The 17,809-nt window shown below is 39.1% G+C and carries 15 protein-coding genes, 4 rRNA genes and 1 pseudogene (1 of these 20 cut by a window edge); 5 read left to right on the plus strand and 15 right to left on the minus strand.

What is annotated here, in order from left to right:
• The 5 genes from FHY60_RS12190 to FHY60_RS12215 form a co-directional block, all read right to left on the minus strand.
• Positions 1-438: ribosomal RNA gene (locus FHY60_RS12190) — 16S ribosomal RNA — on the minus strand (it extends 1,063 nt beyond the left edge of the window).
• Positions 439-1,059: 621 nt separating this feature from the next.
• The gene (locus tag FHY60_RS12200; protein ID WP_139905309.1) at positions 1,060-1,377 is read right to left on the minus strand and encodes a rhodanese-like domain-containing protein; all 318 of its coding nucleotides are present in this window, start codon (positions 1,375-1,377) and stop codon (positions 1,060-1,062) included.
• A 172-nt stretch (positions 1,378-1,549) separates the two neighbouring features.
• Complete coding sequence (locus FHY60_RS12205) at positions 1,550-1,810, minus strand: ArsR/SmtB family transcription factor (RefSeq protein WP_139906457.1); 261 nt, start codon at positions 1,808-1,810, stop codon at positions 1,550-1,552.
• Positions 1,811-1,923: 113 nt separating this feature from the next.
• Positions 1,924-3,255 (minus strand): sensor histidine kinase, encoded by a 1,332-nt coding sequence (locus FHY60_RS12210; RefSeq protein ID WP_139905310.1) that lies wholly within the window; start codon positions 3,253-3,255, stop codon positions 1,924-1,926.
• Complete coding sequence (locus FHY60_RS12215; RefSeq protein ID WP_139905311.1) at positions 3,248-3,919, minus strand: response regulator transcription factor; 672 nt, start codon at positions 3,917-3,919, stop codon at positions 3,248-3,250. Before FHY60_RS12215 ends, FHY60_RS12210 begins: the two co-directional genes overlap by 8 nt.
• Positions 3,920-4,118: 199 nt before the next feature.
• Here FHY60_RS12215 and FHY60_RS12220 point away from each other — a divergent pair, with 199 nt between their 5' ends.
• Entirely contained in the window at positions 4,119-4,631 is a 513-nt protein-coding gene (locus FHY60_RS12220) for a hypothetical protein (RefSeq protein WP_139905312.1), read from the plus strand.
• A 120-nt stretch (positions 4,632-4,751) separates the two neighbouring features.
• Here the strand turns inward: FHY60_RS12220 and FHY60_RS12225 are convergent, their stop codons facing one another.
• Complete coding sequence (locus tag FHY60_RS12225) at positions 4,752-4,964, minus strand: hypothetical protein (RefSeq protein WP_139905313.1); 213 nt, start codon at positions 4,962-4,964, stop codon at positions 4,752-4,754.
• A 504-nt stretch (positions 4,965-5,468) separates the two neighbouring features.
• On the opposite strand from FHY60_RS12225, the gene FHY60_RS12230 reads away from it, so the two are divergent.
• The 3 genes and pseudogenes from FHY60_RS12230 to FHY60_RS18330 all read left to right on the plus strand — a co-directional run.
• Positions 5,469-6,026, plus strand: coding sequence for a hypothetical protein (locus tag FHY60_RS12230; protein WP_139905314.1), 558 nt, complete (start codon positions 5,469-5,471; stop codon positions 6,024-6,026).
• Positions 6,027-6,226: 200 nt separating this feature from the next.
• Positions 6,227-6,742 carry a VanZ family protein gene (locus FHY60_RS18750; RefSeq protein ID WP_423243593.1) on the plus strand — a complete coding sequence of 172 codons (516 nt, stop codon included), beginning with the start codon at positions 6,227-6,229 and terminating at the stop codon, positions 6,740-6,742.
• A gap of 281 nt (positions 6,743-7,023) precedes the next feature.
• A pseudogene (locus FHY60_RS18330) lies at positions 7,024-7,263 on the plus strand (IS66 family transposase); the annotation flags it as partial.
• 12 nt (positions 7,264-7,275) lie between these two features.
• On the opposite strand, the gene FHY60_RS12245 reads toward FHY60_RS18330, so the two are convergent.
• Positions 7,276-7,677 carry a rhodanese-like domain-containing protein gene (locus tag FHY60_RS12245; RefSeq protein ID WP_139905316.1) on the minus strand — a complete coding sequence of 134 codons (402 nt, stop codon included), beginning with the start codon at positions 7,675-7,677 and terminating at the stop codon, positions 7,276-7,278.
• A 133-nt stretch (positions 7,678-7,810) separates the two neighbouring features.
• Here FHY60_RS12245 and FHY60_RS17975 point away from each other — a divergent pair, with 133 nt between their 5' ends.
• Positions 7,811-7,984, plus strand: a complete 174-nt coding sequence (locus tag FHY60_RS17975) for a cupin domain-containing protein (RefSeq protein WP_163216164.1) — start codon at positions 7,811-7,813, stop codon at positions 7,982-7,984.
• Positions 7,985-8,099: 115 nt separating this feature from the next.
• Here the strand turns inward: FHY60_RS17975 and rrf are convergent.
• The 8 genes from rrf to pstC all read right to left on the minus strand — a co-directional run bounded on the left by rrf (position 8,100) and on the right by pstC (position 17,737).
• Positions 8,100-8,216, minus strand: a 5S ribosomal RNA gene (gene rrf, locus FHY60_RS12250).
• A 46-nt stretch (positions 8,217-8,262) separates the two neighbouring features.
• Positions 8,263-11,213 (minus strand): 23S ribosomal RNA (locus FHY60_RS12255).
• Between the two features lie 414 nt (positions 11,214-11,627).
• Positions 11,628-13,128 (minus strand): 16S ribosomal RNA (locus FHY60_RS12260).
• Together the 16S, 23S and 5S rRNA genes form the textbook arrangement of a ribosomal RNA operon.
• A 596-nt stretch (positions 13,129-13,724) precedes the next feature.
• On the minus strand, positions 13,725-14,381 hold the full coding sequence (phoU, locus tag FHY60_RS12265) for a phosphate signaling complex protein PhoU (RefSeq protein WP_139905317.1): 657 nt from the start codon (positions 14,379-14,381) through the stop codon (positions 13,725-13,727).
• A gap of 38 nt (positions 14,382-14,419) precedes the next feature.
• Complete coding sequence (gene pstB, locus FHY60_RS12270) at positions 14,420-15,169, minus strand: phosphate ABC transporter ATP-binding protein PstB (protein ID WP_139905318.1); 750 nt, start codon at positions 15,167-15,169, stop codon at positions 14,420-14,422.
• 32 nt (positions 15,170-15,201) lie between these two features.
• Positions 15,202-15,957, minus strand: a complete 756-nt coding sequence (gene pstB / locus FHY60_RS12275) for a phosphate ABC transporter ATP-binding protein PstB (RefSeq protein WP_139905319.1) — start codon at positions 15,955-15,957, stop codon at positions 15,202-15,204.
• Positions 15,958-15,974: 17 nt separating this feature from the next.
• Positions 15,975-16,844, minus strand: coding sequence for a phosphate ABC transporter permease PstA (pstA, locus tag FHY60_RS12280; protein WP_139905320.1), 870 nt, complete (start codon positions 16,842-16,844; stop codon positions 15,975-15,977).
• Positions 16,844-17,737 carry a phosphate ABC transporter permease subunit PstC gene (pstC, locus tag FHY60_RS12285; RefSeq protein WP_139905321.1) on the minus strand — a complete coding sequence of 298 codons (894 nt, stop codon included), beginning with the start codon at positions 17,735-17,737 and terminating at the stop codon, positions 16,844-16,846. Before pstC ends, pstA begins: the two co-directional genes overlap by 1 nt.
• Positions 17,738-17,809 lie beyond the last annotated feature (72 nt).

Here is a 17,809-nt window from a genome sequence, read left to right on the forward strand (position 1 = left end):
GTCCCAGAAGACAAGAGTTTACAACCCGAAGGCCTTCATCCTCCACGCGGCGTTGCTGCATCAGGCTTTCGCCCATTGTGCAATATTCCCCACTGCTGCCTCCCGTAGGAGTCTGGACCGTGTCTCAGTTCCAATGTGGCCGATCACCCTCTCAGGTCGGCTACGCATCGTGGCCTTGGTGAGCCGTTACCTCACCAACTAGCTAATGCGCCGCGGGCCCATCTCATAGCGGATTGCTCCTTTAAAGTTGCCATCATGCGATGGCTGCTTATTATGCGGTATTAATCTCCCTTTCGGGAGGCTATCCCCCTCTATGAGGCAGGTTACCCACGTGTTACTCACCCGTCCGCCGCTGGGGACCGAAGTCCCCCGCTCGACTTGCATGTGTTAGGCACGCCGCCAGCGTTCGTCCTGAGCCAGGATCAAACTCTCAATTTAAAAGTTTGAACTCTAGCTTATCGCTAAATTTATTTTTCAGACTTCCGTCTGTCAAAGAAATCGCTGACCATGATTTATTCTGTAAAGAATTATCTTTTTCTCTGTTCAATTTTCAAAGACCAACTTGATTTATTTTTGCTGTTTTTCGACAGCTTAATCAGTTTAACATGATTTATTCATCATGTCAACATCTTTTCTAAATTATTTTTGAGTAATTTTATATCTTATTCATTAATTGCTTTAGAAACGATAGAATTTTATGCTACCATGATACTTATTAACTGTCAACATACTTTTTATTGTTAATTATTGGTATAAGATAATTTAAAATCGTATGTTCTTTTCTATACATAATAAGTAGAAAAAGTAATTTGGTTGAGGCAGCAGGACTTGAACCTACGACCTTTGGATTATGAGCCAACGAGCTACCAGCTGCTCCATCCCGCCATATTTTTCATCTGACATTTCAAGGTATTCTCGAAGCGACATGTGTTATAGCATCATGTATGCTCACACGGCTGCAATATTAAGACAACAGGGCATCCCCCTGTTGTCTTAATAATTTTATATACTCTACTAATACCTTTAAGCCCTTCATATGATAGATATCTTTAAAGCCATTTATCTGTCTAAGTTGCCTCTGTATCTTCCGGTTCCACCAGATACATTTATTACATTAAAACCTTTATCTTTTAAAACATCACACACTCTTGAGCTTCTTGCTCCTGACTGACAGATGATATGGTATTCCTTTGATTTATCCAGTATCTTCTCCGGCGCTTCTATAATATCATCCATTGGTATATTTATAGCAGTTGGCACGTGCCCATCTTTATACTCATAGTTTTCTCTTACATCTATTAGGTTTATTTTACCTAAAATTGTGGCTATATCATTGACATCTACAGATCGTACATTACTTCTGAAAAATGAAAACATATTATCACTCCTCATATAATTTAACATTAGTATATTAGCAATTACTTATATACTTATAGTATAACAGACTTATTATTTTGTCAATGAATTAAATAATAGAAATTCTATGTCCTATCAAAATGACCGTAAAAAAAGACCTGCTCACAAATATTTTTAGGAACAGGTCGTCTTTTTATTCACAATAGTTTCTTTTCAAGGTTTTAATAACATCCTCAATTCTCTTATCCTGTATGAAATACGTAATTGATAAGCCGCTTTTTTTAAAATCTAATATTTTATTGGCTTTTAGCATTGCTAAATGCTGTGATAATGCCGGTTGGGTCACATGTGCCAACTTTTCATGGAGTTCACTTACCGTCATGGGCCTCTCTAAAAGATAGCATACTATTGCCAATCTGTTCTCATTTGCCAAAACCTTTAGCAGTTCTGACATATGCTTTATATCTGCCAATGCTTATCCTCCATTCTGCTTTAAAATCACTAGTATATCCCTTCAGATATTAGTAATTACTTATATTCTTATGTTAATGTCAACTCTACCTTTTGTCAACATAATTTGTAGTTGCTTTGAGGTACTATAAAGTAGAATTCAGTGCCCTTTTCCGGGATGCTTTCAACACCATATTGAAAGCCATGAGTTTTTAATATCTCACTGCAGATAGCCAACCCAAGACCTAATCCACCACTTTTTGAATGTTTATGATACTTTGTCCACACGCTTTCTAATTCACTTTTATCAATTCCAGGTCCATAATCTTTTACCAGTACTTTAACACCTGTCCCATATTCTACAGCTTTGACTTCCACTTTCTCTCCTTCATTGCTAAATTTAATGGCATTATCAATAAAGTTGTATAAAACTCTGTACAGATATTTATAATCTCCATATATCTCTGCATCTATAGAATAAGCCAAAACCTGAATATTCTTATTCTGAGCAGATAACTGTAATTTACCACTGCAGCTTTCTACTAATTCTTTAACAGAAAAATACTCCTTCTTCATATTGTAAACAGCACCGCCCTGAAATTTTGAAAGCTGAAGAATATCCATTACCAGGCTATTTAACCTATCCACTTCATGAATAATTTCCTTAGAATACACTTTTATTTCTTCTGCATCTATTATTCCATCAGTAATTGCTTCACTGTAATTCCTTATAATACTTAAGGGTGTTTTAAAATCATGAGATACATTTGCTATAAAGTCCCTCTGAAGTTCATTATTTTTCTTTATGGTGTCGGTCATATTTTTTAGGCTCTTTGAAAGTTCTTCTATCTCATCTCTGCTTTGAACCAGTATATCTACTTCAAAGTTTCCCTTAGCAATTTCATAAGATGCCTTTTGCAGCTTTAATATGGGCCGTGTAAATTTCCTTCCAAAGTATGATATCAACGGAAGAGAGATTAAAAGGGCTAGAAAAAATACTGCTATTAAAACAATGTAAACTATATTCAGATAGCTCTCAGAATACTTGTTACTTTGCAGCAGTACTATATCTCCAAATTCTGTGGTTAATCTGTAATATAAAAATTCCTGTCCCGATGGATTTGCATACTTTCCCCGTTCTTTCATACCCTTAAAGTCCATAATTCTTAAAAAAGGCATAATTCCCATCATGCTTCCGCCAAGAGATGTTACCTCTCCATCTCTTATTAATATAGCTCCGGTTCCATAGTGTCCCATAGACATGTTATTTTGATAATTTCCTGCTGAAATACTTTGATATATTTCTAAGGCGCTGTCCCTTAGCTGATTGTACTGTGAATTTATATAAAGCTTAGAAAGAAAGATACTGCTTAGAAGCAGGGATATAAGTATTACAACGCTAATAGTAGTAATAAAATACTTAAATAGTTTTTTTGTAATTCTATCCATTACTATCCTCCATCTTATAACCTACTCTCCATATAGTTTTTAAATTTTTATTACAGTAATTAAGCTTTTCCCTTAAATTTTTAATGTGCGTATCAACGGTTCTTGTGTCTCCCATGAAATCATACCCCCAAATCTTATCAAGAAGCTTCTCCCGTTGAAAAACATGATTAGGATTTTTACATAGAAAAAGAAGGAGATCAAACTCCTTGGGAGTAAGCGCAACAACCCGCCCCTCTTCTATCACCTCTCGCCTGCTTTCGTCTATAGACAGCCCATTGAGAGTAAGCTTTTCTTCCTTTTTATAAGAGGTTTTTATCCTCAAATTGACCCTAAGTACAAGTTCTCTGAGACTGACAGGTTTAATCATATAATCATCGGCCCCCAGTTCAAAACCAAAGATCCTGTCTTCCTCCTCAGCTCTGGCAGTGGTAAGAATAACCGGTATGTTACTCTTTGACTTAATACTTCTCAACAGTGACCAGCCATCCTTTTCAGGCATCATAATATCCAAAATAACCAGGTCATAGGTATTTAATTTAATTAATTCTTCTCCTTCATCTCCATTATAAGCGCATTCAACCTCATAGCCTTCTTTTTTTAGATACAAGCTCATTACATCTGCAAGTTTCTTTTCATCATCTACAATGAGAATTCTTCCCTTCATATAAAACTCCCCCTACGTATCTTTATATTCTTATGATATCATTTTAGTTTTCTTTTATGTGATTACTTTGATATATTTGTGATGAATTTGTGATTAAATATATCAAAAATTCTTTACAATTTCATCAAAGTTAGACTATAGATTCATCAAATTCATGCTTTATTATTAAGCTATACCAAATTTAAGGAGGAATGATTTTATGAAAAAGAAAGGTTTGATTGCAGCATTAGCACTTACATTATCTATTGGTTTAGGAGTAACAGCCTATGCTGCGGCAGGCAATACAGAGGTTAAGGAAGCTGCGCCGGTGGCTGTGATTCAGCAGAGACTTGGACTTGGAAGAATTACCGGTATGAGAGGCTACGAAATTATGAATTCTGCTCTTAAAAGCTTAGGCCTTACAGATGCAGAGATTACTGAAGGAACTAGTGCAGGAAAGACCCCTTACGAAATAGCAGCAGCAAAAGGAATATCTGCAGATAAGTTTAAGGAAGCTATACTGGTGGAAAAACATAAGGTCATTGATGCTGCTGTAGAAAACGGCAGTATTACCAAAGACCAGGCGGATGCATTAAAAGCTTCACTAGCTTCTAATGCAGAAGCATGCACTACTGCCGGTCAAAATTCCAGATCAATGGGAAATGGTTGTGGCGGTAATGGTTTAGGCCGGGGAAATGGTGCCGGAAGAGGTATGAGAAGAGGATCTCTATAAATATATTAAAAGCCTAGAAAGAAAATTTCTTTCTAGGTTTTTTACGATTCCACTTCCTTAGTAACCAAAGAACTTTCCTTTGTTAATTTTGTCCTAATTTTACCTGAGTAACCGGGTCCACTATTCCACGGACTGAGCTTCAAAGATTTTACCTTCTTCGCTAAATATAAGGTTTAAAGATATTGCAGAAGCACCTGGAAACAATACAGGAAAGTCATAGCTTTCTTCATAACTTTCACCGTTTTTATTTTTAACAGTTACCTTTTTCTCCTTGGAGTTTACTGAAGTAACTTCACTAAAAATTCTTACATCAATGTTGAATCTATCTTTCATACTTTCCTGTGTTTGAATTCATAAATCTTCTCTATCCTTAATGGTATCTCCTATATAAAAAGGAAGTCCACAATTTGCAGAAGACTAATACTTTTTTATATGCTTCCATCCATTAAGCAGGAATCCTGGGTATGTACTGAAAAGTAATTGGTACTTAATGTAACTGACGATACTTTAACAGTTGGTTTGTAAAAAGTTTAATTAATATTTAACTATTCAGTATTATTCATTTTTATATAAATATTTGATCACTTTTAGTAGCGCAACTAACATTTCCGAGAATAGCTATGCTAAGAGAGAAAAAGTACAAGAACATCTTTATACTAACTATGTATAATCACTTTTTCGAAATCTCCGAATATATAGTACAATTATAAAAATAATACAGGATTACATAATATTACATTTTTCTATCTTTTTGTATGATAAAATAATATATGATACAATATTTTATATTTTCAGGAGGTATTAAAAATGAGAAAACTAAGGAAAAAAATCTAAACTATGCTTGGCATAACACTAATTGTGACTTGTATGGTCACAACCTCGGTTCTTGCAGAACAAAACGATCCAACCCTACAAACCGAAATCATCAGTCTAAGTTCAATTTCTGGTGAAGGTACAGGAGTAGCAACTCAAACACCAAGCTTACTAACAGAGCCTGGTGGAGGAATTAGACCAATGGGGACTAAACCGCCATCCTCTTCAGCACAAACCATCGTACTTGGTAGATATAATGGTAGTATTACATGGGCAACAGGATATCTATATACAGATAAATGGGTTCGTACATCAAAAAGCTACATAACAGCAGAAGCCGATTTTGGTATGTACGATAATCAGACTGATGCAATAAATAGGACGAACCCATTGTCTAATGCTCATGCTAATATTTTCATCTATCTAGTAGATAGTTCTGGAAATAGAACCGCTACACAAAGCATACAAACTAATAGAGGAACACAAGGTATTTCTTTTTCTGTTACACCAAACAAAGATTACTATGTAGTATTTAATTTTGCAACTGGTTACTATCAATCCGGAGACTTTAGTGTTTTCTAGTATATAGAAACAAATCCTACTATCAAATTATACATGCTGAAAAGCCATTGAGCATTCAGTATTGTGAGCATGTGTAGGTTGATAACTTGTAGTATTTTCCTATAATAATTAATATTTACAGGAACAATAATTCTATAAAGGATGATAGTATGAGAATGAAAACAATTAATAGTCTAATCATTAAAAAAACTATGTTTTTTATGTATATATTGCTTGTATTGGCAATTACACTATTACCAATCAATTTCATGTTTAAGTTGGATTTTAATAGAATAAGGTACAACCTTATCCCTTTCGAGTTCTTTTCAAACGGGATTGATAAACTAAGAGTCTTGTGTGAAAATGGTCGTAGTTTAAATCAAGCGTTAATAATTGTGTTAACTGAAATAATCAAAAGTTTTGGATATAATATTATTCTTTTTATACCCATGGGACTGTTCTTTCCCTTAATATATGAAAAAAAGTATAATATAAAAAAAATAATACTAACTAGTCTTTTTTTATCTATCTGTATAGAGATATTTCAGGTCATTGAAATGGTCCTAACATTTACTAGTTGGCGTACATTCGATATTGATGATATTATTGCTAATGCAATTGGGGGTGGAGTAGGTTTTTTATGTTATAAGTTTCTTTTATATTGTAAAAATAGTTTAACAAAAATTTTAAAGAATAAGAAAAGTACGATGCTGTCAATATTTTTTGACTTGTACTAAGGCATAGTACTGTTAAACTCTATGGTTAGAGACTTATAAGTGGAACACTTGAAGCAGTACTGCAGATCCGCAAATTCTGTTTAAACGTAAGCGTCAAAGATTAAGCACCTAAATATCATGTCTTCTCATTGATAAACGGGTTTAATTATTGTGAGCAAATTTATAAACTTGAAAAAGAGCTTAGAGAAGCTTATTCAAGTAAGGATGATTTATTATGATATTAGATTTAAAATAAGAGCTGAAAAATTAGCTCCAATTATAGATAACTTTAAAAGAATGTACTGCTAGATGGTTCTTTAGAGGTAGACAATAATGCAGGGGAAAGAGCTGTTAAACCTTTCGTTATCGCCCGTAAGAACTTCCTTTTTGCTAATACTGCTAAAGGTGCCACACATAGTTCTAATATTTACAGCATTATTGAAACTGCCAAGGCTAATAAATTAGTTGTAGAAAGGTATTTAGTTTATCTATTTGATAATCTATTGAAGATAGATATAGAAGGTAGCGAAAGCTTAGAGAATCTTATGCCTTGGTCAGATAAGATTCCTGAAAAGTATATTAGCCGCTGTAACACTTCTGTTGCCGCTTCTGCAGTAAATAAAAATGTGTGCATTTTTATCCTTCAACGAATCCTCCGCCTCAACTTGCAGCACATCTACCGGAATTAGAAGAGCGTCCTCTATATGTCCACTGTCATACTCTTGTTTTGTTCTGACATCCAGCAGTATAATCCCGTCTTCGCTGTCCAATCTCTTTTTAGCCTCTTCCGGAGTTATATTGCTAAAACTCCTTTTAGTATTAGCTGCCTTCTCTTCACCTTTTATTGCAGGCGTCTCTCTTACTTCTTCCGGCCTTTTACTGCTGCAGCCAGAGAGTACCCCTAGAAGTACAATACCTGCTGCTGCATAAAATATATTTCTAAATTTATTCTTCATAACCGCACCTCCACTTGGACTATAATAAAGACATTATACCATGCCAGGGTATGCATTTATAGGGTAATTTTTTTAATTTTTTGATTATATAGTAATTGAAATTATGTAAATTTCACAACCTTGTAATTACTTAATGAGCATCCCTGTTGCAGGAGAAATAGGTTTAGAGAACCACCCTGATCTGGATCAATTCATAGGTATAGAAATTGGTCACGGTCTTGTTCTAATGGACGATAGAAAAGATTACTTGAACTTTCAGGAAAGAATCTATGATGATTTTATCTTCTTAATACCCGCCGGTAAATAGCATAATTTTACAAATACAGATATTACATCAATTAAATTATACTCTATCTATGCACCTCTACAGCTTATTTTTAGGACACAAAAAAGCATCAAGCTTACGCTTGATGCTTTTCGTAACCTGGCAACGTCCTACTCTTCCACTCAGTCTCCCGAGCAGTACCATCGGCGCTGTGAGTCTTAACCATCGTGTTCGGAATGGGAACGGGTGTAACTCTCACGCTATCATCACCAGATATCAGAGAAGTTTGTTCTCTGAAAATTGCACATAAGAATGTGTTTTAGGTCAAGTCCTCGACCTATTAGTACTAGTCAGCTGCACACATTGCTGTGCTTACACCTCTAGCCTATCAACCTTGTGTTCTTCAAGGGGTCTTACTGACTTACGTCATGGGAAATCTTATCTTGAGGTGGGCTTCACGCTTAGATGCTTTCAGCGTTTATCCCGTCCCGACATAGCTACCCAGCGGTGCTCCTGGCAGAACAACTGGTACACCAGAGGTCAGTCCATCCCGGTCCTCTCGTACTAAGGACAGCTCCTCTCAAATTTCCTACGCCCGCGACGGATAGGGACCGAACTGTCTCACGACGTTCTGAACCCAGCTCGCGTGCCGCTTTAATGGGCGAACAGCCCAACCCTTGGGACCTACTTCAGCCCCAGGATGCGACGAGCCGACATCGAGGTGCCAAACCTCCCCGTCGATGTGGACTCTTGGGGGAGATCAGCCTGTTATCCCCGAGGTAGCTTTTATCCGTTGAGCGATGGCCCTCCCACGAGGTACCACCGGATCACTAAGTCCGACTTTCGTCCCTGCTCCACTTGTGGGTGTCGCAGTCAGGCTCCCTTCTGCCTTTACACTCTACGAACGATTTCCAACCGTTCTGAGGGAACCTTTGAGCGCCTCCGTTACTTTTTAGGAGGCGACCGCCCCAGTCAAACTGCCCACCTAACAATGTCCCGTCACCAGCTTCATGGTGTCCGGTTAGAATCTCAGTATCATCAGGGTGGTATCCCAAGGTCGACTCCACAAAGGCTGACGCCCTTGCTTCCAAGTCTCCCACCTATCCTGTACAGATAATACCGAAACTCAATGCTAAGCTACAGTAAAGCTCTACGGGGTCTTTCCGTCCAATCGCGGGTAGCAAGCATCTTCACTTGCACTACAATTTCGCCGGATTTGCAGTTGAGACAGTGCCCAAATCATTACGCCATTCGTGCGGGTCGGAACTTACCCGACAAGGAATTTCGCTACCTTAGGACCGTTATAGTTACGGCCGCCGTTTACTGGGGCTTAAGTTCATGCCTTCGCTTGCGCTAAGCAATCCCCTTAACCTTCCAGCACCGGGCAGGCGTCAGCCCCTATACATCAGCTTACGCTTTAGCAGAGACCTGTGTTTTTGCTAAACAGTTGCTTGGGCCTATTCTCTGCGGCCTACTCGCGTAGGCACCCCTTCTCCCGAAGTTACGGGGTCAATTTGCCGAGTTCCTTAACTGCAATTCTTCCGCTGGTCTTAGGATTCTCTCCTCACCTACCTGTGTCGGTTTGCGGTACGGGCACTACTTCACTCCCTAGAGGCTTTTCTTGGCAGCGTGGAATCAGATACTTCGCTACTAAATTTCGCTCCCCATCACACCTCAGCATTGAACAGACGGATTTGCCTATCTGTTCTGCCTAGATGCTTAGACCCACATCCAATAGTGGGCACATCCTATCCTCCTGCGTCACCCCATCGGTAATAACGCGTCATAGTGGTATCGGAATATCAACCGATTGTCCATCGCCTACGCCTCTCGGCCTCGGCTTAGGTCCCGACTAACCCTGGGAGGACGAGCCTTCCCCAGGAAACCTTAGGTTTTCGACCAAAGAGATTCTCACTCTTTTCTCGCTACTTATTCCAGCATTCTCTCTCCTGTACAGTCCACCACTCCTTTCGGTATGACTTCAGCCCGTACAGGATGCTCCTCTACCGCTGACGCGCAAGCGTCAACCCGTAGCTTCGGTGGTAAGTTTGAGCCCCGGACATCTTCGGCGCAGGATCTCTCGACTAGTGAGCTATTACGCACTCTTTAAATGAGTGGCTGCTTCTAAGCCAACATCCTAGTTGTCTTAGAAATCCCACATCCTTTTCCACTTAACTTACACTTAGGGACCTTAGCTGACGGTCTGGGCTTTTTCCCTTTTGACTACGGATCTTATCACTCGCAGTCTGACTGCCGGTATACAAGTATATGGCATTCGGAGTTTGATAGGGTTCAGTAAGCGCAATGCCCCCTAGCCCATTCAGTGCTCTACCTCCATTACTCAATTATCCGACGCTAGCCCTAAAGCTATTTCGAGGAGAACCAGCTATCTCCGGGTTCGATTGGAATTTCTCCGCTATCCACAGCTCATCCCATGGTTTTTCAACACCAACGTGGTTCGGGCCTCCACGGAATTTTACTTCCGCTTCACCCTGTCCATGGATAGGTCACCCGGTTTCGGGTCTACAGCATGCAACTATCCGCCCTGTTCAGACTCGGTTTCCCTTCGGCTCCGTACCTTAAGTACTTAACCTTGCTACATGCCGTAACTCGCTGGATCGTTCTACAAAAAGCACGTCATCACACTGATTAAGGACGGGGGACACACCTGAAGGTGAGTCCCGCCCAGAATATAGTGCTTTGACCGGTTGTAGGCACACGGTTTCAGGTTCTATTTCACTCCCCTCCCGGGGTTCTTTTCACCTTTCCCTCACGGTACTCCTTCGCTATCGGTCATCAGGTAGTATTTAGCCTTGGGAGGTGGTCCTCCCTGCTTCCCACAAGGTTTCACGTGTCTCGTGGTACTCTGGATCAGATCTTCACTTTGACAGCTTTCACTTACGTGGCTGTTACACTCTGCGGCTTAACTTTCCAGAAATATTCAGTTAACCATCTCAGTGAGTTATGATCTGTCCGCAACCCCAGAAACAAGTTTCTGGTTTGGGCTCTTCCGCTTTCGCTCGCCGCTACTGACGGAATCGATTTTTCTTTCTCTTCCTCCAGGTACTTAGATGTTTCAGTTCCCTGGGTTTACCTTCCTTAAGCTATGGATTCACTTAAGGATACATGGGGTTACCCATGTGAGTTTCCTCATTCGGAGATCTCCGGATCACAGGCTATTTGCGCCTACCCGAAGCTTATCGCAGCTTATCACGTCCTTCTTCGGCTCCTGATGCCAAGGCATTCACCATGCGCCCTTTATAACTTGACCTTACATCGTCTCACGATAAGCGACGCATTACTGCCTGCTTCTCCTGAGACTCGTTGTCAGTGAATGGCGAGTCCATTCAGCTGTACAACTTTGTTATAAAGAACAATAATTGATATTATTCTTAGCTTTACTCCAGATATCCTACGGAAACTTGATTTAAACTTGTTTGAAAATCCCGAATCTTCAACGGGTTTTCAGGCATGTTTAAATTATTAGCTGTAGTTGGATATCTGCTTAATTTCTTATGTGCAATTTTCAAAGAACAACGGAATACTATTTTACACCGCTGACGCGTTGGCGTCAACCTGTAATTTCTTCCACCTGAAAGACGTTAGTCTTTCAAAATTGAACAGAGATTGGTCAGACATACGCTCTAAGTATCTCTTGGATATCTTTAGAGCAGGTTCTCCATAGAAAGGAGGTGATCCAGCCGCAGGTTCTCCTACGGCTACCTTGTTACGACTTCACCCCAATCGCTGACCCTACCTTCGGCCGCGTCCTCCTTGCGGTTAGACTACGGACTTCGGGTATTGCCAACTCTCATGGTGTGACGGGCGGTGTGTACAAGGCCCGGGAACGTATTCACCGCGACATGCTGATTCGCGATTACTAGCAACTCCGGCTTCATGCAGGCGAGTTTCAGCCTGCAATCCGAACTGGGACGAGTTTTATAGTTTTGCTCCGCCTCGCGGCTTTGCCTCTCGTTGTACTCGCCATTGTAGCACGTGTGTAGCCCTAGACATAAGGGGCATGATGATTTGACGTCATCCCCACCTTCCTCCGAGTTAACCCCGGCAGTCTTGCTAGAGTGCTCAACTTAATGGTAGCAACTAACAATAAGGGTTGCGCTCGTTGCGGGACTTAACCCAACATCTCACGACACGAGCTGACGACAACCATGCACCACCTGTCTTCCTGCCCCGAAGGGCTTCCCGCATTACCGGTAATTCAGGAGATGTCAAGTCTAGGTAAGGTTCTTCGCGTTGCTTCGAATTAAACCACATGCTCCGCTGCTTGTGCGGGCCCCCGTCAATTCCTTTGAGTTTTAATCTTGCGACCGTACTCCCCAGGCGGAATACTTAATGTGTTAACGGCGGCACAGAAGGTTGGACCCTCCTACACCTAGTATTCATCGTTTACGGCGTGGACTACCAGGGTATCTAATCCTGTTTGCTCCCCACGCTTTCATGCCTCAGCGTCAGTTACGGTCCAGAAAGTCGCCTTCGCCACTGGTGTTCTTCCTAATCTCTACGCATTTCACCGCTACACTAGGAATTCCACTTTCCTCTCCCGCACTCTAGATATCCAGTTTGAAATGCAGCACCCAAGTTAAGCCCGGGTATTTCACATCTCACTTAAATATCCGCCTACGCATCCTTTACGCCCAGTAAATCCGGACAACGCTCGCCACCTACGTATTACCGCGGCTGCTGGCACGTAGTTAGCCGTGGCTTCCTCCTCTGGTACCGTCATTATCGTCCCAGAAGACAAGAGTTTACAACCCGAAGGCCTTCATCCTCCACGCGGCGTTGCTGCATCAGGCTTTCGCCCATTGTGCAATATTCCCCACTGCTGCCTCCCGTAGGAGTCTGGACCGTGTCTCAGTTCCAATGTGGCCGATCACCCTCTCAGGTCGGCTACGCATCGTGGCCTTGGTGAGCCGTTACCTCACCAACTAGCTAATGCGCCGCGGGCCCATCTCATAGCGGATTGCTCCTTTAAAGTTGCCATCATGCGATAGCTGCTTATTATGCGGTATTAATCTCCCTTTCGGGAGGCTATCCCCCTCTATGAGGCAGGTTACCCACGTGTTACTCACCCGTCCGCCGCTGGGGACCGAAGTCCCCCGCTCGACTTGCATGTGTTAGGCACGCCGCCAGCGTTCGTCCTGAGCCAGGATCAAACTCTCAATTTAAAAGTTTGAACTCTAGCTTATCGCTAAATTTGTTTTTCAGACTTTAGTCTGTCAAAGAAATCGCTGACCATGATTTATTCTGTAAAGAAATTATCATTTAACCTCTGTTCAATTTTCAAAGACCAACTTGTTATTATTTCGCTGTCGTCTGACAGCTTGTTCATATTACCACGATTATTTCGCAGTGTCAACATCTTTTTTCTTGGTAATATTTGAGTTTTGTCTTACCCTGTACTCATATTACTTCAAAATCGATGTTTCATTATATTATCATCTGAACTTCATATTGTTAACAAGCCTTTTTTGCATGTCTTAATATGTGTTCATTTAATAATTTGTCGCTTCCTGTCGGCGACTTACTTATATTATCATGTTTTAAAATTTAATTTGTTTAGGAAAACTATTTCTGCAAAAATTACATCAATATTTCTAAATATATCTTTAAATATCTCATTATTTCTTATAATGACACACCAGACAGAGTATACTATGTCAGCTGATTACTCTTACATTGTCTTTATCTTATAAAAATAAGGCTGAGCATTAGTTATTTTTAATCTCTAATGCTACAGCCAGTTTACATATTCAACTACTCTTTAATCATTTAAATCCTTCTGTTCCCCGGTTACCAGATATATGGTAGATTCACATATATTTGTAGCGTGATCTGCCACTCTCTCTAAGTACTTGCAAACAAACAAAAATTGTGCAGCTTGGTTAATATTTTTTGCTTCCTTTGTCATATAAGCTAATAGTTCCGTGAAAACCTCCTTATATATAGCATCAATTCCATCGTCTATCTTACATGCTTCATAGGCCTTCTTTAAATTAGCCTCAACATATGAATTTAAAGCTTCTCTAATTAGCTTTTGTACTATTTCAGCCATTCTAGGAATATCAACCAATTCCTTAATATACTCTTCGTTCTTTAGCCTTTTTGCAATTTTTGCGATATCCACAGCATGGTCAGCCATTCTTTCTAGATCCGTTGCTACCTTTATTGAAGTAAAGATGTTTCTTAAATCTGTTGCTAAAGGTTGCTGCATGGCTATTAACTTTATGGATTTATCTTCTATATCCTTTTGAAGATTATCCACTAAGTCATCATTGGCGATAACAGTATCTGCTAAAGTCTCATCCTGCTTAACTAAAGCTTCAATACATTGATGTATTTGCTTTTCAACGATACCTCCCATTCTCGCAATTTCATTGTGTAACATTTGAAGATTTGCATCAAATCCTACCCTTGTCATATTAATCACCTCTCATCTAAATTAAGGAACGCCTTTTATTAGCCAAATCTTCCTGTAATATAATCTTCTGTCCTTTTATCTCTAGGCTTATAGAATACATCCTGTGTTTTCCCAAACTCAATAATTTCTCCATTTAAGAAGAAAGCTGTATAGTCAGAAATTCTACCGGCCTGCTGCATATTGTGAGTTACAATTACCACTGTATATTTTTCCTTTAATGAATCCATTAATTCTTCAATCTTGCTGGTAGCTATGGGATCTAAGGCTGATGTAGGTTCATCCATAAGCAATACTTCCGGTTCTACCGCCAGGACTCTAGATATACATAATCTTTGCTGTTGTCCACCTGAAAGTCCATAAGCACTATCTCTTAATCTGTCTTTTACCTCATCCCATAAAGCAGAACCCTTTAAGCTCTTCTCTACTATTTCATCAAGTACACTTTTTTGCCTGATTCCATGAATTCTTGGTCCATATGCTATGTTGTCGTATATAGACATAGGAAAAGGATTAGGTTTCTGAAATACCATTCCAATCTTTTTTCTTAACTCCATTATATCATATTGCTTATAGATATCTCTTGACTCGTAAAACACCTCTCCACTGATCTTTACATTCTCAATAAGATCATTCATTCTGTTCAAAGTTCTTAGAAAGGTTGACTTCCCACAACCTGAAGGTCCTATCAATGCAGTAACAGCATTCTTCTCTATATTTATCCCAATACTTTTTAGAGCATGGCTATTACCATAGTATAAGTTTAAATTGTTAACTTCTATAATACTCATATCTCGCGCCTCCATAACTTAGTGCTCTAAAATTAGCCGAATCTTCCTGAAATATAGTCTTCTGTTCTCTTATCCTTTGGATTATAAAAAATATTTTCTGTTAAATTCATTTCTACCAAGTTACCATTTAAGAAAAATGCTGTATAATCTGCAACTCTACCAGCCTGCTGCATATTATGAGTAACAGTAACCACCGTGTACTTTTTCTTTAATTCCTCCATCAGCTCTTCTATCTTAAGAGTAGATAGTGGGTCTAAGGCTGAGGTGGGCTCATCCATCAAGATGATTTGAGGTTTAACAGCAAGAACCCTTGCAATACATAGTCTCTGTTGTTGTCCACCTGATAAATCATAGGCTGACTTATGCAGCTTATCTCTCACTTCTTTCCAAAGGGCAGCGCCTTCTAAGCTTTTCTCTACCAGCTCGTCAAGAGTTTTTTTATCCTTAATTCCATGTCGCTTTGGTCCATAAATTACATTTTCATAAATACTTTTGGGAAAAGGATTTGGTTTTTGAAAAACCATACCAACTTTTTTTCTTAATTCAACTACATCTTCCTCTTTGCTTAAAATATTCCTGTCTTCCATAAATATTTCACCTTCAGTACGGGTATCTGGAATTAAGTCATTCATCCTGTTAAGTGTTCTTAGAAAGGTGGATTTACCGCATCCCGAAGGTCCTATGAGTGCAGTAATTTTATTGGGTCGAATTTCCATATTTATATCTTTTAAAACTTTATTTGCTCCATAATAAAAGTTTAAGTTTTTCACATTCATGCCCAGTGACATAAGATTTCCTCCATCCCTTAATCGAATCTTTTCTGATACTTATTTCTAAACAAAATAGCAATAGTATTTGCCGTTAGTAATACTGCCATTAGTACTATAATTCCAGTTGATGCAAGATCTTGGAATTCCATCTCAGGTCTAGATATCCAATCATAAATTTGAATCGGCATTGCAGTAAAAGAACTATTTATGCTATCAGGTATAAAGGTGATGTATGTTGCTGCGCCTACTACTACTAATGGTGCAGCTTCTCCTAAAGCTCGAGATACTGCTAAAATACTGCCAGTCAATATTCCTGGAAGTGAATAAGGTAAAACAACTCCCTTAACTGTCTGCCATTTGGTGACACCAAGAGCCAAGGATCCTTGCCTCAAAGTATCTGGAACGCTTTTAATTGCCTCTTGTGAAGCAATAATTATTACAGGTAAAATGAGTAATGCTAATGTTAATGCTCCAGCCAAAATACTTGTTCCCATTCCAAATGATTTCACAAATACTGTTAATCCCAATAATCCATAAATAACAGAAGGTATACCTGCCAAATTTGATATGTTAATCTGAAGAATTTTGTTAAAGGTATTCTTCTTTGCGTACTCTTCTAAATATATTGCTGTGCCAACACCTATGGGCAAAGCAATTACTGCAGTTAGTATAATTAACCATAAGCTTCCTACTATTGCAGGGTATAGTCCAGCCTTAGATGCCCTCATAGAGGCATAACGGGTTAAAAATTCCCAATTCAAGTTTTTAAGACCAGCTGATAATATCTGTTTAATTAATAACACTAAAAAGAATACTCCAAAGAGTGTGCACAGTAAGAAAACCATTTTAAATATGTTATTTTTAAGTTTACGCCATTTAATGTTCTTTAATGTTCTTTGATCCATTATGCTACCTCCACATTTTTCTTAATAACGGACTTAGCCAGGATATTAAGAAGGAATGTTATAACAAACAGAGTAGTACCTACTGCATATAAAGTTTTGAACTCAATACTGCCATGAGATACATCTCCTTTACTTATATTTACAATAAAAGCTGTCATGGTTTGAATGCTTTTCAAGGGATTAAATGTGAGTTGAGGATTTGCACCTGCTGCGATTGCAACTATCATAGTTTCACCTATGGCTCTTGATATCGCTAGCACAAAAGATGCTATTATACCTGAAGAAGCACCGGGTACAACAATTTTCGTTGCTACCTCAAGCTTTGTAGATCCTAAAGCATAGGCGCCATTTCTGATAGAGTTTGGTACAGCCATCATGGCATCTTCACTAAGAGATGAAACCATTGGTATTATCATTATCCCAACAGCGATACAGGCACTGGCAGCATTAAATACCTCAGTACTTGGAAACAACTCTTTTATCAAAGGAGTAATATATGTTAATGCAAAAAATCCATAGACAATGGAGGGTATACCTGCTAATATCTCCAGTACTGGTTTAAGTATTTTTCTTACTTTCTTTGGAGCGTATTCACTTAAATAAATTGAAGTACCTAATCCTATTGGTATGGCCACTAAACTAGCGCCTATAGCAATAATCATAGTTCCCACTAATAACGGTATTACCCCGAAATTTTGTGGTTCCATTAAGGGAGTCCAAACCGTCGAAGTGAAAAATTCTACTATGGAAATTTCTCTAAAAAAACTAATGCTTTCTCCTAACAAACTTACTACAATAGCCGCTGTAGTTATTATGGAGATTACTGCGAATAGAAATAATATCTTTTCCACTATAAACTCGCCTATCTTAATCCGTTTTCTTTTCTTAGACATAATAAACCTCCAATACACAATATATGTCAGTAACACAGTATTACAAATGTCAAACATTCATAACCCGTGTCG

This window comes from Clostridium thermarum (assembly GCF_006351925.1).
GTDB classification, from domain to species: Bacteria; Bacillota; Clostridia; order Clostridiales; family Clostridiaceae; genus Clostridium_AU; species Clostridium_AU thermarum.

Bases quoted from the DNA above. Each gene is read 5' to 3' on its own strand.
- phoU (WP_139905317.1), bottom strand. From the start codon at position 14,381: ATGACAAGGGTAGGATTTGATGCAAATCTTCAAATGTTACACAATGAA.
- FHY60_RS12215 (WP_139905311.1), bottom strand. From the start codon at position 3,919: ATGAAGGGAAGAATTCTCATTGTAGATGATGAAAAGAAACTTGCAGAT.
- pstC (WP_139905321.1), bottom strand. From the start codon at position 17,737: ATGTCTAAGAAAAGAAAACGGATTAAGATAGGCGAGTTTATAGTGGAA.
- FHY60_RS18750 (WP_423243593.1), top strand. From the start codon at position 6,227: ATGTATATATTGCTTGTATTGGCAATTACACTATTACCAATCAATTTC.
- FHY60_RS17975 (WP_163216164.1), top strand. From the start codon at position 7,811: ATGAGCATCCCTGTTGCAGGAGAAATAGGTTTAGAGAACCACCCTGAT.
- FHY60_RS12225 (WP_139905313.1), bottom strand. From the start codon at position 4,964: ATGAAAGATAGATTCAACATTGATGTAAGAATTTTTAGTGAAGTTACT.
- FHY60_RS12245 (WP_139905316.1), bottom strand. From the start codon at position 7,677: ATGAAGAATAAATTTAGAAATATATTTTATGCAGCAGCAGGTATTGTA.
- pstA (WP_139905320.1), bottom strand. From the start codon at position 16,844: ATGGATCAAAGAACATTAAAGAACATTAAATGGCGTAAACTTAAAAAT.
- FHY60_RS12200 (WP_139905309.1), bottom strand. From the start codon at position 1,377: ATGTTTTCATTTTTCAGAAGTAATGTACGATCTGTAGATGTCAATGAT.
- FHY60_RS12205 (WP_139906457.1), bottom strand. From the start codon at position 1,810: ATGTCAGAACTGCTAAAGGTTTTGGCAAATGAGAACAGATTGGCAATA.
- FHY60_RS12210 (WP_139905310.1), bottom strand. From the start codon at position 3,255: ATGGATAGAATTACAAAAAAACTATTTAAGTATTTTATTACTACTATT.
- pstB (WP_139905318.1), bottom strand. From the start codon at position 15,169: ATGAGTATTATAGAAGTTAACAATTTAAACTTATACTATGGTAATAGC.
- FHY60_RS12220 (WP_139905312.1), top strand. From the start codon at position 4,119: ATGAAAAAGAAAGGTTTGATTGCAGCATTAGCACTTACATTATCTATT.
- FHY60_RS12230 (WP_139905314.1), top strand. From the start codon at position 5,469: ATGCTTGGCATAACACTAATTGTGACTTGTATGGTCACAACCTCGGTT.
- pstB (WP_139905319.1), bottom strand. From the start codon at position 15,957: ATGTCACTGGGCATGAATGTGAAAAACTTAAACTTTTATTATGGAGCA.